General features: G+C 70.7%; 15 protein-coding genes. 3 read left to right on the top strand and 12 right to left on the bottom strand.

Going from position 1 to position 15,158, the window contains the following annotated elements:
- The first annotated feature begins 94 nt into the window (after positions 1-94).
- Positions 95-553 (top strand): hypothetical protein, encoded by a 459-nt coding sequence (locus tag AB0K15_RS17610; RefSeq protein WP_364050826.1) that lies wholly within the window; start codon positions 95-97, stop codon positions 551-553.
- Positions 554-1,030: 477 nt separating this feature from the next.
- Here AB0K15_RS17610 and AB0K15_RS17605 read toward each other — a convergent pair whose 3' ends face one another.
- From AB0K15_RS17605 to AB0K15_RS17555, 11 genes are all read right to left on the bottom strand, one after another.
- Positions 1,031-1,207, bottom strand: a complete 177-nt coding sequence (locus AB0K15_RS17605) for a hypothetical protein (RefSeq protein WP_364050823.1) — start codon at positions 1,205-1,207, stop codon at positions 1,031-1,033.
- Between the two features lie 72 nt (positions 1,208-1,279).
- Complete coding sequence (locus AB0K15_RS17600; RefSeq protein WP_364050821.1) at positions 1,280-2,404, bottom strand: MaoC family dehydratase N-terminal domain-containing protein; 1,125 nt, start codon at positions 2,402-2,404, stop codon at positions 1,280-1,282.
- On the bottom strand, positions 2,385-2,786 hold the full coding sequence (locus AB0K15_RS17595) for a carboxymuconolactone decarboxylase family protein (RefSeq protein ID WP_364050818.1): 402 nt from the start codon (positions 2,784-2,786) through the stop codon (positions 2,385-2,387). Before AB0K15_RS17595 ends, AB0K15_RS17600 begins: the two co-directional genes overlap by 20 nt.
- 17 nt (positions 2,787-2,803) lie before the next feature.
- Positions 2,804-4,882, bottom strand: a complete 2,079-nt coding sequence (locus AB0K15_RS17590; protein WP_364050815.1) for an acetate--CoA ligase family protein — start codon at positions 4,880-4,882, stop codon at positions 2,804-2,806.
- Positions 4,852-6,033, bottom strand: coding sequence for an iron-containing alcohol dehydrogenase (locus AB0K15_RS17585; RefSeq protein ID WP_364050812.1), 1,182 nt, complete (start codon positions 6,031-6,033; stop codon positions 4,852-4,854). Before AB0K15_RS17585 ends, AB0K15_RS17590 begins: the two co-directional genes overlap by 31 nt.
- 5 nt (positions 6,034-6,038) lie before the next feature.
- Positions 6,039-7,160 (bottom strand): mandelate racemase/muconate lactonizing enzyme family protein, encoded by a 1,122-nt coding sequence (locus tag AB0K15_RS17580; RefSeq protein ID WP_364050809.1) that lies wholly within the window; start codon positions 7,158-7,160, stop codon positions 6,039-6,041.
- A 25-nt stretch (positions 7,161-7,185) separates the two neighbouring features.
- A complete protein-coding gene (locus tag AB0K15_RS17575) occupies positions 7,186-7,890 on the bottom strand; it encodes an ABC transporter ATP-binding protein (protein WP_364050806.1) in 705 nt (234 codons plus the stop codon).
- Positions 7,887-8,681, bottom strand: coding sequence for an ATP-binding cassette domain-containing protein (locus AB0K15_RS17570; protein ID WP_364050803.1), 795 nt, complete (start codon positions 8,679-8,681; stop codon positions 7,887-7,889). The genes AB0K15_RS17575 and AB0K15_RS17570 overlap by 4 nt, the downstream gene beginning before the upstream one ends.
- Entirely contained in the window at positions 8,674-9,711 is a 1,038-nt protein-coding gene (locus AB0K15_RS17565; RefSeq protein WP_364050800.1) for a branched-chain amino acid ABC transporter permease, read from the bottom strand. The genes AB0K15_RS17570 and AB0K15_RS17565 overlap by 8 nt, the downstream gene beginning before the upstream one ends.
- Positions 9,708-10,562, bottom strand: a complete 855-nt coding sequence (locus AB0K15_RS17560) for a branched-chain amino acid ABC transporter permease (RefSeq protein WP_364050797.1) — start codon at positions 10,560-10,562, stop codon at positions 9,708-9,710. Before AB0K15_RS17560 ends, AB0K15_RS17565 begins: the two co-directional genes overlap by 4 nt.
- Before the next feature lie 24 nt (positions 10,563-10,586).
- Positions 10,587-11,768, bottom strand: a complete 1,182-nt coding sequence (locus AB0K15_RS17555) for an ABC transporter substrate-binding protein (protein WP_364050794.1) — start codon at positions 11,766-11,768, stop codon at positions 10,587-10,589.
- 336 nt (positions 11,769-12,104) lie between these two features.
- Between AB0K15_RS17555 and AB0K15_RS17550 the strand changes: the two genes are divergently transcribed.
- Positions 12,105-12,710: an XRE family transcriptional regulator gene (locus AB0K15_RS17550; protein ID WP_364050791.1), complete on the top strand. Its 606-nt coding sequence runs from the start codon at positions 12,105-12,107 to the stop codon at positions 12,708-12,710.
- An 18-nt stretch (positions 12,711-12,728) separates the two neighbouring features.
- On the opposite strand, the gene AB0K15_RS17545 is transcribed toward AB0K15_RS17550, so the two are convergent.
- Positions 12,729-14,126: an aldehyde dehydrogenase family protein gene (locus tag AB0K15_RS17545; RefSeq protein WP_364050788.1), complete on the bottom strand. Its 1,398-nt coding sequence runs from the start codon at positions 14,124-14,126 to the stop codon at positions 12,729-12,731.
- Between the two features lie 86 nt (positions 14,127-14,212).
- On the opposite strand from AB0K15_RS17545, the gene AB0K15_RS17540 reads away from it, so the two are divergent.
- Positions 14,213-15,046 carry a helix-turn-helix transcriptional regulator gene (locus tag AB0K15_RS17540; protein ID WP_364050785.1) on the top strand — a complete coding sequence of 278 codons (834 nt, stop codon included), beginning with the start codon at positions 14,213-14,215 and terminating at the stop codon, positions 15,044-15,046.
- Positions 15,047-15,158 lie beyond the last annotated feature (112 nt).

The raw sequence follows: 15,158 nt of genomic DNA, 5'->3' as shown, positions 1-15,158 counted from the left end.
GACGCGACCGGGTCGGCGGCGTCGACCTGCCCGCCGCCTCGCCGAGCGCGTGCGGTCGCGCGAGGATCGACGACATCCTTGGCAGGCTGGGGGCATGGTGTCCTTCGACGATCAAGAACTGACTGCCGCCGTTCGCGACGCCGACTCCCCGGACTGGGCCGTTCGCGCATCGGCCGGTCGGCGGCTCGCGGCATCGGACAAGATCGACGGAATCACCAACGTCCTCCACAGTCTCCTCTTGGATCTCCGAGACTCCGCGGTCACCCAGGAGACCGCGGAGGCCTTGCTCGCACGCAAGGACACCGCCGGCCTGCGCTGCGTGCTGCTGGCCAGCAGCCGAGCTGTCGAGTTCTCGACCAGAGATGAGCTCGTGGCCGCTCTGGACTGCAACCCCGAGTGGATGGCGACCGCAGGCGCGGATCGGCTGATCCACCAGCTGCACGAGCTCGCCGCCGATGACGACGCCGGCGTCCGCGACGAGGCTCAGGAAATCCTCTCGCATCTGCGGCCGCGCAAGGAACAGGCCCTGGATTCGGACGACGACCAGCTCTGATCCGACACAACACACAGCCGAGTCCTCATTCGCCGGTCCGTCACTGGCGGGGCCAGCGCGACCCGCAAGCGAGGGCCGGTTCACACCGGAAGCCCCTTCGTTCGCGGTGTGCTCGGACAAGGAGTTCTGCGAGCGCGCAGGCCGTTTTCCCGGCCGAGAACCGCCGGGTCGGTTCCGCGAAGAACGCCACCGCCGTCCTGGTCCTCGGGTCCGCTGGACAACGGCGGGCCGGAATGTTGTCCTGAGGGGCAACGCACCGGGAGGCGGCATGACAGCAGCGCAGCTCGCGACCGGCCTCGCCGGCGTCTCGCAGCGCGTGCTCGCGGCCAGCGGTGATCCCGACGAGGTCACGCAGGCGTTGCGCCCGCACCGGCTCGTGGTGCGTTCGCGGCAGGCGCGGGTTTCGACCCGGTTGGAGCATCTGTCGGCGGGATCGATGTTCGGCGCGCGCGTTCGCTACTCGGGTGTCTCGGCGGGCTACCAGATCGGCGCGGTCGCCGGTGGCGCGCTGGCGCCCATCATCGCGACGTCGTTGTTCGCCGAGTTCCGGACGGCCAACGCGATCGCGTTGTACCTGGCGCCGATGGCGGCGGTGTCGTTCGTGGCGGTGTTCCTGGTGACGGAGTCCGTCCGCCGCAAGAAGGCCGTCGCCACCAGGCTCGCCGCCCCGGTGGACCGACGAGGTGCCGCCGGGCGGCGCGGCACGCCCGCGCCGCCCGCCGGGCCTCAGCTCAGGCGCACCAGGGCACTGCCCTCGGCGGTCTGCTCGCCGAGCTGGTTGCGCGCGGACAACGCGATCAGCACGTCACCGTTGTCCCGCACCTCGGTCACCTTGCCGCCGCACCAGACGGTGTCGCCGAAGATGTCGGGACGACGCAGGCGCACGGAGAACTCCCGCAGCGATCCGGCGTCACCCATCCAGTTCAGCACGGGGTGCGCCATCCAGCCGCACTTCTGCGGGCCGTTGTTGTACGCGCCGGGCATGCCGATCTCCTTGGCCACCTCGGGGTCCTGGTGCCCGAGGCTGGGCAGCACGCGCTCGCTGAAGTACGTGGGGTCGTAGTTGTTCGGCAGCCGCTCCGGCTCCTCGACGGCCCACGTGCGGTACAGCCACGAGATCTCGCCCGCCTTGTAGCCGGGTGAGCCGATGCAGCCGGCGTAGTACGCCGTCATGGTGATCTGGTCGATCGGGCCCTTCACGACCTCGGGCACCACGTCACCGACCTGCACCTCGGCCGGGGTGCGCGGTTCGGTGCCTCGCCGTGCCTCGGTCGTCGCCCAGCGGCGGATCTCCTCCAGCTCCTCGTCGCGGTAGACGTGCTTGTCGCGGGCCTGGTACGACAGCCCGCCGGAAGCCGCGGCGCGCGGCACGCGGAACGTGCTGGCCAGCGCCTCGGCCAGCAGCACCCCGTCGCTCTCGCGGCGGTACTCCGTGTGCACGCGCTGGATGGCGAACCGATCCGCGTGGCGGCCGCTGTGGACGGTCACCTTTCCCAGCCGTGCCTTGGGCAGGATCCGGTCACCGCGGTGGATCGTCTCGTGGAACACCCACTCCGTGCCCGCGTAGATCGGCTGCACGCCGGGGAAACCGAGGCCGACGGCGCCGTCGTAGCTGGAGTACAGGAACGTCGGCGGGGCGATCACGCCACCGTGCGGGCTCGCCGCCGCGTACTGCTCGTCGTGGAACAGCGGGTTGTGGTCACCGAGACCCCACGCGTAGTGGCGGATGGTGTCCAGCGTCGCTTCGTTGTTCCACGGCTCGACGCGGATCTCCTGACCTTCGAGCGCTGCCGCCTCCGACAGCATCTCGTCGGTGATCTCGGTGCTGAACTCAAGACGCGTGCTGGCCATTGGTGCTCGCCCCCTCTTCCTCGAAGTCGTTCTCCCAGGCCGCCCACAGCTTGTAGCCGACCTTGCCCCAGCCCGACACGCCCAGCACGAGGAACGCGATCTGCAGCGACTCGCGCAGCTGCTCGGCGGTCAGCCCGGCGCGCTTGGCCGCGCGCAGGTGGTTGACGGCACCGCCGGCGTTGCTCACGGCCAGGTCGAACATGACCAGCAGCAGCTCCTTCATCGCGAGCGAGAGCCCGTCGGCGTGCTGGGTGTAGATCCGCTCGCGGATGTCGGTGTAGTCGCCGGCGAACCCCTCGTCCATCGCGAACATCGTCGAGATGGCGGGCGGGATGTTGCCCAGCGACTCCTGGTAGTGCTGCAACCTGTCTTGTGCGGTCATGCGCTTCCCTTCACCCTTCATTTCCGCCCGATCGCGTCGATCGCGCGGACCCCGTCCGCCAGCACGAGCACGGGGTTGAGCTCCACAAAGGACACCGGCTGGTCGGCCAGCGCCGTGAACAAGGTGGTGATCGCGGTGCCGAGGGCTGCGACGTCGCTCGCCGCCTGGCCGCGGTAGCCGGACAGGAGCACACCGAGCCGGGACTCCCGCAGCGTCGCCAGCCGTTGCTCCGGCGACCAGCCGTGCCAGAGCACGACCTGGTCGTCGAGCAGCTCGGCGTTGACCCCTCCCGGGCGGAGCACGGCGGACAGGCCGTACTCCGGGTCGCGCACCACGGCCACCAGCACTTCCTGCCCCGCGCCGACCCCTTGCTGCACCACGACGTCGTCGCCGTGCTCGGCGCACACCTTCGCGACCCGCTCGTACGCCGCCGTCAGCTCGTCCTCGCCGCGCACCACCGCGACGGCGCCGAGCTCGGACCGGTGCGCGATCGTCTGCCCGGCCGCCTTGACCGCCACGGGGTAGCCCCACCGTCCGGCCGCCTCCGCCGCGGCGTCCCGATCAGGTGTGGAAACCCAAGGCGCCCAAGGGAAACCCGCGGGCAGCAAGGCGGCGATGTTCGGCAGGCCGAGGTAGCCCGTCAGGTCTTCGGCGGGTTCGGCCGCGGCTTGAGCACCCGCGTCTCCCGCCAGCAGGCCCAGTGCTTGCACCGCGCGTTCCGGGGTCGGCACCACGGCCACCCGCGCCGCAGCGAGCCGCGCGAGGAGCGCTTCGGGGATGGGGTCGTCTTCGCTGAGGTGGCTCAGCACGACGGGACTCGCGGTGGGGGACCTCGCGGTGAGGACTTCGGTCAGCACCTCCCGGTCGTGCGCGAGGCTCGACTCGACGGCCACGACGACGTCCGATTCCGGCGCTTCGGACAGCGTGGCCACCGTCCGCGAGAAGGTCTCGGTTTCACCGAGGAACGGCACGTCCATGGGGTTGTGCAGCTCGACCCGGTCGGCCAGCACCTCCCGCAGCTGCAGCCGCGTCGCCGCGCCCAGCTCCGGCAGCGACAACGCCGGCGCCTGCTGCACCCGGTCGGCCAGCACCACCGCCCCCGCCCCCGACACCGACGCGGCGGCGATCCGCGGCCGCGCGGGCAGCTCGCCGACCACCTGCGCGGTCACCAGGCAGTCGGCCAGCTCGGCGATCCCCGGCACCCGCACGAACCCGGCCTGCTTCAGCACCGCGTGGGAGATGTCGCTGGACCCGACCACCCGCCCGGTGTGCCCGCCCGCGGCGAGCTGCCCGAGGTCGCTGTCGGCGATCTTGACCAGGAACACCCGTTTCCCGGTCCGCGCGATCGCTTCGGTCGCGGCGGGCAGCCAGTCGAGATCCGTGATGGCTTCGAGGAACAGCCCGACCGTGCGCACGTCGTCGCGGGCCAGCACACCGACGAGCAGTTCGAGCGCACCGACGTCGAACTCGTCCCCGGTGCTGAACCAGTGCGCGATGCCGCCGCCGCGGCGCAGGATCGACATGAGCAGCCCGTTGCCGCTCGCGCCGCTCTGCGTGATCATCGCGACCGAACCCGCGCGCGCCGGGCCGCGGCCCAGCACGCTCGAGAAGTTCAGGTGCGCACCGGAAACCACGCTCATCGTGCCCACGCAGTTGGGGCCGATCACGCGCAGCCGCCGGTCGGGCGAGGCCAGGAACCGGTTGAGCTCCTGGCGCGGCGCGCTGTCCGGGCGTTCGAAGCCGCTGCCGATCACGACGGCGACCCGCACGCCGCGGCTGTCGAGGTCGTGCAGCGCGCTCGGCACCTGGTCGGCGGGCAGGTTCACGATGGCGGCCTCGGCCGCGTCGACGGGGATGTCGAGCACGGCCGGCACCGCCGGGTACCCGCCGACGACGGAGTGGCGCGGGTTGACGACGAACACGTCACCCGTGAACCCGTAGCGGCTGAGGTAGGCCAGCGGCCGGCCCGCGGGCTTGGCCGGATCGGCCGACGCGCCGACGACGACCACGCTGCGGGGAGCGGTGACGAGGTCGACGAGCGCACCCCCGGTGGCGAGCTCCGCCATCACGCGGCCCCGGTCACGGTGCCGGTCCACGCGCGCCGCAGCACGCCCAGCACCGCACTGGCGTCGCGCACTCGCTTGGGGTTGAAGAACAACCCCCGGTCCTGCATGACTTCCTCGGCCACCCGCTCCAGGTCGGCCTCGGCGAGGCCGGTGTCCGCGAGCGTCCGGGGCACACCCGCGCGCTGCTGCACGGCCGCGGCCAGCACCGCCGCGCTCCCCGTCTCCCCGAGCCCTTCGCCGAGAGCGCGGGCCAGGATCGCCTGTTTGGCCTCGGTGTGGTCGTGGTTGTACTCCAGGACGTACGGCAGCATCACGGAGTTCGCGACCCCGTGCGGCACGCCGTACGCGGCGCCGAGCACGTGGCAGACGGCGTGGTGCAGGCCGACCCGCGCGTTGCTGATCACCAGGCCGCCGATGGCCGCGGCGGTCAGCGCGTCCTCCAGCAGGTCGACGGGCAGCGGTCCGGTCGCGCCGCCGATGCGCGGCAGCGTCTCGGCGAACCGCCGGGCGCCTTCGGCCGCCAGCGCGTCCGTGAACGGCGACGCGGACTTGGAGTACAGGGCCTCGGCGCAGTGGGCGAGCCCGTTCATGCCGGTGGTCAGGAGCAGCTCGGCCGGCACGTCGGTGAACAGCTCGGGGTCGTACACCACCACGCGCGAGGCGACCTTCTGGTCCCAGAACACCCGTTTGATGCCACGCGCGTCCGTCGCGCCGCCGCCGGGCGTGACCTCGGCGCCCGACAACGTCGTCGGGATCGTGAGCACGGGGATCTTCGGCTGGTTGAGCTGCACGTGCTTCAACACGTCGGGCGGGGTGAACGTGCTGCACCTGGCCTCGAGCGGAAACCCTTCGGCCAGCAGGATGGAAAGCGCTTTCGCGGTGTCGCTCACGCTGCCGCCGCCGACGGCCACCAGCGCGTCGGGCGGGTCGTCGCGCAGCTGCCGCGCCATCGCCTCGGTGTCGGTGATCGGCGCGTGCGGCGCGATCTTGCCGAACTCGTGCCGGACGTCGAAGCCGCGCAACGCTTCGCGCGTCGCCTGCCCGGCGGCCGACGCGAGTGAACGCGGGCTGCCCACGAGGCACACCGAACGGGCGGACAGAGCGGTGAGCTCGTCCGGCACCGTCGCGATCGTGCCGGCCCCCACGGTGAGCACCTGCCTTGCCTGGTCGTAACGGAACACGCGGTTCAGCTCCTTTCCCCGGGCCGGTCGGTCCGGAAACGCGCCAGTGCGGCTTCGTCGATCTCGAACCCGAAGCCGGGTTCGGTTGGCACCCGCAGCACGCCGTCCCGGATTTCGGGCGGGTTGACCACGAGGTCGCCGTCGAGGTTGAGCAGATACGCCAGCTCGGCCGGGTGCTGCGCGGTCACGGGGCTGGCGGCGGCGAACGCGGCGCTGGTGTACGTGCCGATCGCCGAGTCGCCCTGGCTGCCCACGATCGCCTGCGCGCCGACGGCCGCGCAGAACTCACGGATCCGCGTCGACGCGCGAATCCCCGTACGGGCCAGCTTGATGCTGATCATCGTGCAGCGCCGGGCCAGGATCTCGGTGGCGACCTCCCGCGGCGTCGTGCAGCTCTCGTCGCCGAGCACGGGCACGGTCGACTTGGCGACCACGTCGGCGCGCCCGAGCACGTCCTCGGCCGGGCACGGCTCCTCGATCCACGCGAGCCGGTGGTCCTTGGTGGACTCCAGGAAGGTCATCGCGTCGGCCGCCGAGTAGCCGTGGTTGGCGTCCACGTAGATCAACGCGTCGGGGTGCTCTTGCCGCAGCTGCGCGACCAGCCGCACGTCGCGGTCGAGGTCCAGGCCGACCTTGACCTTGTAGCTGGTGATGCCGTGCTCCGCACGCAGGGCCGCGGTCTCGGCCACGACCTCGTCGATCGTGCCCGCGCCGAGGATCGCCGTGCAGCGGACCTCCGGTGCGTAGCCGCCGAGCAGGTCGTGGCAGGACACACCGAGTGTTTTGCCGAGTGCGTCGAACATCGCCAGCTCGACAGCGCCGCGGGCGGTCGGGTTGCCGGCGAGGTGGCGCAGCCGGTGGCCGAGCTCTTCGGTGCCGAGCAGGTCGAGCGACTGCGCGGCGGGGGCGATCATCGTGTCGATCACGTGCGCGATCGACACGGTGGTCTCGCCGTAGATCATCGGCCGGGGGATCGCCTCGGCCAGGCCCACCACGCCGTCGGCCGTGCGGACGCGCACGAGCAGGTGCTCGGCGTGGGTCAGCCGGCCTGTCGCGAACTTCACCTCGTGTTTCAGCGGGATCCGGAACGGGATGACGTCGATCGAGGAGATCTTGCTGGTTGTCACCTGTCGCACACCTCCGGGGGAGTTATCACAGGAACGCGTTCTCGATGACCGAGCGGGTGAGCACCGCGGCGGCCGGGCCTCGTTCGACCTCACGGCCGAGGTTGAGCACCAGCACGTCGTCGCACAGCTCCCGCACGACCGTGAGGCTTTGCTCGGCGATGACCACGGCCATGTCCGTGATGCGCGCGAGCCGGGTCAGCGACTCGACGAGCCCGCTGACCGCGATGGGGGACAGGCCAAGGGAGGGTTCGTCGAGCAGCAGCACCTTCGGCTGGGACACCACCGCCCGCGCGACGGCCAGTGATTGCTGCTGGCCACCGGAAAGCCGGCCGGCCGCGCGGCGGCGCAGGTCGCGCAGCACGGGGAAGAGCTCGTACGCGAACTCGGTCCGCTCCGCGCGCTTCGCCCGGCCGCGCACACGCAGGCACCCCGCGTGCAGATGTTCTTCGACGGTCAGCTCGCCGAAGAGCTCCCGCGACTCGGGCACGAACGCCAGCCCACGGCGGGCCCGGTCCCACGCCGGCACGCCGGTGAGGTCCTCGTCGCCGAGCCGGATGGTTCCGGCGTGCGGGGTGACCACGCCGGACAGGGCCTTGAGCAGCGTGCTCTTGCCCGCGCCGTTGGCACCGACGATGCCGAGGTACCCACCCGCCGCGACCTCGAAGCCGAGGTCGTGCACGACCGGGATCCGCCCGTATCCGGCGTGGATTCCCTGCGCGGAGAACGTCATCGCAGTGCTCCTTCGGCTCCGGGGCCGATGTACGCGGCCAGCACGTCCGGTCGCCGCAGCACCTCTTCGGGGCCGCCGTCGGCAAGGATCTCGCCCTCGGCGAGCACCACCGTGCGGTCGGCGACGCGCCGGACGAAGCCCATGTCGTGCTCGACGAAGATCACCGTGGCGCCCGCGGACCGGACGTAGTCGAGCACGCGGTCGGCGACCATTTCCTTGTCCTCCACGGGCATTCCGGCGCTGATCTCGTCGAGCAGCAGGAGCTCCGGCCGGCTCATCAACGCGCGGCCGAGGTCCACGAGCCGCCGTTCGGGCGCCGAGAGCAGGTCGACGTTCACCGCGGCCTGGTGCTCGATCTTCAGCTGCGCGAGCACTTCGTGGGCCCGGTCGACAAGTCGCTTCTCGTCGGCGAGGAAACCGCGACCGCGCAGCACGGCGCCCAGGAATCGGCCGCGACCGGAGAACGCACCGGTGGCCAGCTGGTCCAGCACCGGCAGTCCGGCCACGAGCCGCGAGTCCTGGAACGTGCGCCCGATGCCGAGCCCCGCGCGGCGCCACGCACCCACGCGAGTCAGGTCGGCCGAGCCGCGCGTGGTCCGCAGGGTGATCGCGCCGCCGGTCACCGGGACCAGGCCGCTGATCGCGTTGAACAGCGTGGTCTTGCCCGCGCCGTTGGGGCCGACGAGGCCGGTGACCGAGCCGCGCGCCACGGAGAAGCTCACGCCACCCACCGCGACCAGGCCGCCGAAGCGGACGAGCACGGAGTCGAGGTCGAGGATCGGGTCAGCCACGGCTACCGCCCGACGAACGCAGGTTCACCAGTGACCGGAGCCCACCGGGCCGCAGCACAAGGATCACGAACAACAGCGCCGCGTTGAGGTAGCTGCCGAAGCTGCCGCTGCTGGGCAGGAACTGCTGCACCACCACCATGATCAGCACACCCGCGGCGGTGCCCCACACACTGCCGACGCCACCGATCACGATCATCGTGAGCAGCAGCAACGTCAGTTCGAGCGTGAAGTTCGTCGGCGTGATGAACGTGAGGACCGCGCCCAGCAGCACGCCGCCGAGCCCGCCGAGCAGGCTGCTGAACGCGAACGCCAGCATCCGCGTGAGCGGCACGTTCACGCCCATCGTCGCGGCCGCCTTCTCATCGGTGCGCACGAGGGCGAACGCGCGGCCGATCTTCGAGCGCGTCATGCGCTGCACCACGATCAGCGCGACGGCCGCGAACACCACGGCGACGAGGTAGGCCCGATCGCCGCCGAGGTCGACGAGGATCCCGTTGTCGCCTTGCGTTGGCGGCCACAGCTGGATCGCGAGCAGGGCGGCCTGCGAAAACGCGAGCGTGAGCAGAGCCAGGTACAGATCGCGGGTGCGGATGATGGCGACGCCGATGATCGTGCCCGCCACGGTGGCCGCGACCGCACCGACGATCAGCCCGCCGACCGGACCGAAGCGAGGCTCCGAAACCGCGTAACCGTAGGCCCCGAGTGCCATGAAAGCGTTCTGGCAGAAGGCGAACTGGCCGGCCTGCCCGAGCACGACCGTGTAGCCGAGCGCGGACACCAGGTACGCGGCGAAGAGGCCGACCACGGTCTGGATGTAGGCGCCGCCGACGTCGGCCCACACCGCGACGACCACCGCGACGAGCACGACCCCGGCCGTGGTCCACAGTGAACCGACGTAGCGCTTCTCGCCGGCCGGCGACGTGACCGTGCTGGGTGTCGGCACCCGCAGCCGGCCGAGCCACTTCTCCACCGGCAGCGCGGAATCGCGGACGGCGGCCCGCACGCGGCGGGGGACGTTGACAGTGGTCATGCGCGTGCTCCGAACAGTCCGGTGGGCCGCGTCAGCAGGATCACGAGCATCACGCCGAGCGAGACGAAGGCGCTGTAGCTCGCCCCGATCGACCCCGACACGACCGCCTGCACGACCCCGATCAGCACGCCGCCGACGGCGGCACCCGGCAGGCTGCCGAACCCACCGAGGACCACGGCGGCGAAGCTGTCGAACGTGTACTGCTGCCCGAGGTCCGGGGACAGCAGGTAGGTCGGGAAGATCAGCGCGCCGCTCAGCGCCGCGAGGCCGCCGCCGACGCACCACGCCAGCGTGGAGACCCGCGCCGGGTTCACGCCGACGACCGTGGCGCCGAGGCGGTTGCTCGCGACCAGCCGCATCCGCAGCCCGGCCGACGTGCCGCGCAGCACCAGCGTGAGCCCGGCGACGAGCACGAGGCTCACCACCATGAGCACCACGTCGCTCGCCGACCAGCCGAGCCCCGGCACGATCGGCGAGCGGCCCGCGTACGGTGTCATCGTCTTGGCCTCGGCCCCGAACGACGACAGGAACAACCCGCCGGCGACCTCGGTGACCGCGATCAGCACGATGATCTGGGCGAGCAGGCTCGCGCCACGCAGCGGGCGCAACGCGATCTGGTCCACGACCACACCCGACGCGACGCCCGCGGCGACGGCGCCGAACATGACCACCCACGCGGGGAACCCGTGCGAGCCGAGTTCCCACGCGACGTAGCCGCCGAGCACCATCTGGCTGCCGTTGGCGAAGTTGACCACACCGGTGGCGCGGTAGACGAGCGTGAAACCGAGTGAGACGAGGGCTAGGGCGAATCCGTTGACGATTCCGGTGCCGAAAGTGGCGGTGGTGACCATCGATCAGTCCTCACTGGGGCAAGGTCAGTTCGCGGTGAGCTGGTTCTGGGTCGTGTCGCTGCCGAAGAACGAGACCTTGCCGCCGGAGATCCCGTAGAAGTTGGTGCAGGAGTTGCCCTTGTGCGAGGTCGTGGAGAACGCGATGGGGCACGGCAGCTCGGGCGTGGAGAACGGCTTCATCGTCTCCAGGCCGGTGACCAGCCCTTCGGGCGTGGTGTCCTTGGCGTTGCGCAGCCCGGCGATGAACGCCTTGGCCGCCGCGTAGGCCTGCACGGTCCACACGATCGGCTCGGTGGTGGGGTGCTCGGCCTTCCACGCCTTCATGAAGTCGGCCGTGCACGGGTTCCCGACGGGGCACGCCAGCGGGGTCAGCGCGTAGTACCGCACCTTCGGATCCGACTTCGCGAGCTGGTCCAGCGAGGTGTTGGAGCCGGCGAACGTGACCAGCGGCAGGTAGGTGGCCTGGTGGATCTCGGCGTTGATCACCGCGGCCATCGGCGGCGCGGTGATGCCGAGCAGCACGGCGTCGACGCCGGCGTCCTTCAGGCCCTGCACCTGGCTGGTGGCGTCGGTGGCGTTGGCGGCGATCTTCTCGGTGGCGTCCACGGTGAGGCCGTACTTCGCGAGCGCGGCCTTGGCGCCGGACAACGCGGCGTCGCCGTACGCGTCGGATTCCACCATCATGCCGACCTTCTTGGCGCCCATGGAGTGCACGAGCTTCGCGATGCCGACGGCGACGTCGTCGGAGGAGAACGCCGGCGCGAACGTGTACTTGTTGAGCGGTTTCGTCAGCTGCGGGTTGATGCTGCCCGGGGTGTAGAACGGGGTTTTCGTGCTGCTCGCGACCTGCATGGTCGACAACGCGGTGGGCGTGAAGGCGGGTCCGTAGAGCACGGAGACCTTGTCCTGCGTGATGTACTTGCGCGCCACCGTGACCGCGGTCGCGGGGTCGCTCGCGTCGTCGGCGTAGAGCAGTTCGACGGAGTGGCCGTTGACGCCGTTCTTGGTCAGGTCGGCGAAGGCGAGCTTGGCGGAGTCCTGGTAGACCGCGTCGAACGCGGCGTCGGCCCCGGTGAGGCCGAACTGCACGCCGATCTTGATGCTGTCGCTGCTCGACCCGCTCGAGCCGCAGGCGGTGAGCACCGCGGCGGCGGTGGCGACGGCGGCCACCAGCGCGAGTTTTCGCGGCCGCCTGGGAAAAGTCATCATCATTCCTCCGCGTCATTGGTTCGGATGATTCGAGACGACGACGCCGACGGCGGGGACCAGATCCGCAGGAGGCGCACTGTGAGTGCAGATTTTTACTGTCAACTCAGTCCAGTGTCAAGGCTCACGCTGTTGATCTTTCTGCTGGTCAGCGGCATACCTCCTGCTCATGTGGGATGCAACGGTCGTTGCGAAATCGACATCCGGTGCGATTTTGATCTTGGTTTTGGCGGTCAAGGTTTTACTGGTTGAACTGAGGGTAAAACTTGTAGAGTGGCGTTTCACCGTCCGATCGAGTTCCGCCAACCCCGACCCCCGCCGGCGCAGGAGCGACACATGGCCTCACCCCCCGAGCAGTCCGACGAGCCGCGCAGCACTTCGGAGGGCGTGCACATCGGCGCGAAGCTGCGCGAATGGCGCCACGAGAGCCGGACGACGCTCACGGAGGTGTCCGAGGCGGTCGGGCTTTCCGTCGGCTACATCAGCCAGGTCGAGCGCGGGCGTGCGAACCCGTCGCTGGAAGCGTTGAAGCGGCTGGCCGACGTGCTCGGCCACACCGTCGGCGAGCTGTTCAGCAACGACGCGCCGCCCGCGAACCCGTTGCGGTACTCGGTTTCCAAGAGCGGGCAGCGCAAACGCATCCAGTACCCGGGCTCGGGGATCATGAACGAGCTGCTCAGCCCCGACCTGCAGCACCAGATGGAAGTGGTGTGGGTCGAGGCGCCCGTGGGCGCGACCAGCGGCGGGCACCCGCATTCGCACGTCGGCGAGGAGTGCGGCATCGTGCTGGCCGGGGTGATGATCTTCTGGATCGGCGACGACGAGGTGAAACTCGAAGCGGGCGACGCGATCTACCTCGACTCGACGGTGCCACACCGGTGGCACGTCGGGGAAGGCGAACCGCTCAAGGCGGTCTGGCTGATCACGCCGCCCACGTTCTGAGTTTAGTCTACTGTGGACTCACCGCTGGATTGACTTGACCTCCGTGAACTCCTCGACGCCGAGACGGCCGAACTCGCGGCCGTTGCCGGACTGCTTGTAGCCGCCGAAGGGGGCCAGGATGGTGAACTCGCCCTCGTTGAGATCGACCTGGCCGGTGCGCAGGCGGCGGGCGACGGCGAGCGCGCGGGCCGGTTCGCCGAAGACGGCGCCGGTGAGGCCGTAGACGCTGTTGTTGGCGATCGCGACCGCTTCGTCTTCGTCGGTGTAGGTCAGGACGCTGAGCACGGGGCCGAAGATTTCTTCCTGCGCCAGGGCGGAATCCGGGTGGACGTCGGCGAGGACGGTCGGGCGGAAGTAGGCGCCGTGTTCGAGCCCGGGGACGCGGCCGGGGCCGCCGAGGACGAGGGTCGCGCCTTGGCCGAGGCCGCGTTCGACGTGGTGGTTGACGCGGGTCCAGTGGGCTTCCGACGCGAGCGGGCCGAGGCGGGTGGTCTCCTCGCGGGGGTCGCCGAGGCGGTAGTCCTCGGCCGCTTTCGTGAGCAGGTCGAGGATTTCGTCGCGGCGGGTCGCGGGGACGATCATGCGGGACCAGGCGCCGCAGACCTGGCCGGAGTTGGTCCACGCGGTGGTGAGGGTGCGGTCGACGGCGAGCCGGAGGTCGGCGTCGTCGAGGACCACACTGGCGGACTTGCCGCCGAGTTCGAGGGCCACGCGTTTGACGGTTTCGGCCGCCAGCACGGAAATCCGCTTCCCGACCGCGGTGGAGCCGGTGAAGCTGACCATGTCGATGCCGGGGTGTTTCGCGATGGCTTCGCCGACGACCGGGCCGGTGCCGTAGACGAGGTTGACGACGCCGTCGGGGATCCCGGCCGCTTTCAGGGCCGCGGCGAGGATCGGCATCGACGTCGGGGCGAGCTCGGCGGGCTTGGCGACGACAGTGTTGCCGGCCAGCAGCGCTGGGGCGAGTTTCGTCATGACCTGCTGGAGCGGGAAGTTCCAGGGGGTGATCACGCCGACGACGCCGACGGGTTCGCGCACGACGAGGGAGTTGCCCACGGTTTCGGTCCAGGCGAAGCCGGCCGCCAGGTCCGCGGTCGAGTCGGCGACGAGCGGCGGCAGGCCCGCCTGGGCGGCGCGGGCGAGGCTGATCGGGGCGCCGATCTCGGCGGAGATGGCCTGGGCGAGGTCTTCGTTGCGTTCGCGGAGCTCGTGGGCGAGCGCCTTGAGCCTTTCGACGCGTTCTCGCGGGGAGGTGGCGGCCCAGGCGGGGAGGGCTTTCGTCGCCGCGGCCACCGCGCGGTCCACGTCCTCCGGGGTGCCGACCGGCATGCGGGCGACGACGGTGCCGTTCGCGGGGTTGACGACGTCGAGAGTGGTTTCGGCGGGGACGTCCTCGCCGTCGATCCAGTGCTTCATGGTTTCGACGGTGCCCGTGGTCGCGGGGCGTAGCCATGTTCGGAATGTCCGTGGCTGAGCGTGGCGTCCGGGCGGAGGATGGGGGCATGGACCGGCCCGAACTGGCGAAATTCCTGCGCGCGCGGCGAGAGGCGCTGCAGCCCGAGGACGTCGGCCTGCGCCGCGGCCCGCGCCGCCGCACCAGCGGCCTGCGGCGGGAGGAAGTGGCCGCGTTGAGCGGCGTCTCCAGCGACTACTACAGCCGCATCGAACAGCAGCGCGGCCCAGTGCCGTCGGAGCAGATCCTGGCCGCGATCGCGCACGGCCTGCACCTCACGCTGGCGGAACGTGACCACCTGTTCCGCCTCGCGGGCCACGGCACGCCCCAGCGCGCCGTCCGCGGCGACCACATCAACGCCGGCCTGATGCGTGTGTTCGACCGTCTGCAGGACACGCCGGCGCAGATCGAGAACGTGCTGGGGGAGACCCTGCGCCAGACGCCGCTCGCGGTGGCGTTGCTGGGTGACGAGACTTCATACACCGGGCTTTCGCGCGCTCGGGTGTTCCGCTGGTTCACGTCGGCTTCGGTCCGTGAGCGGTTGCCGGTCGAGGATCATCCCCACCACAGCCGCACCCTGGTCGCGCGCTTGGCCGAGGTGTTCGCCAAGACGGGCCGCTCCTCCCCGGCGGGTGTTTTGGTCGCCGAGTTGACTGCGCGCAGCCCGGAGTTCGCGGCTTTGTGGGCCGAGCACCCCGTGCTCGGCCCGTACTGCGAGCCGAAGCGGCTGCTGCACCCGGAGGTCGGCGCCATCGAGGTCCACGGCCAGACCCTGCTGGATCCCGACCAGTACCAGGCTTTGCTGATCTTCACGGCCGTGCCGGGCACGGAAAGCCACGAGAAGCTGCAACTGCTGTCGGTGATCGGGGCGCAGCAGCTTTGACGGGTCGCCGGCCGCTGGGGGTTGGCCCGCGCAATTCCCAAGCTCGACGGGGGACGGCGACCGGAGCCTGAGCTCGCTCGCCGGCGGTGGGAGCGCACTGCGCACCCGGGCG

It is taken from the genome of Amycolatopsis sp. NPDC049253, from assembly GCF_040678995.1.
Lineage (GTDB): Bacteria > Actinomycetota > Actinomycetes > Mycobacteriales > Pseudonocardiaceae > Amycolatopsis.
This window is presented reverse-complemented; position numbering and strand designations above follow the sequence as displayed.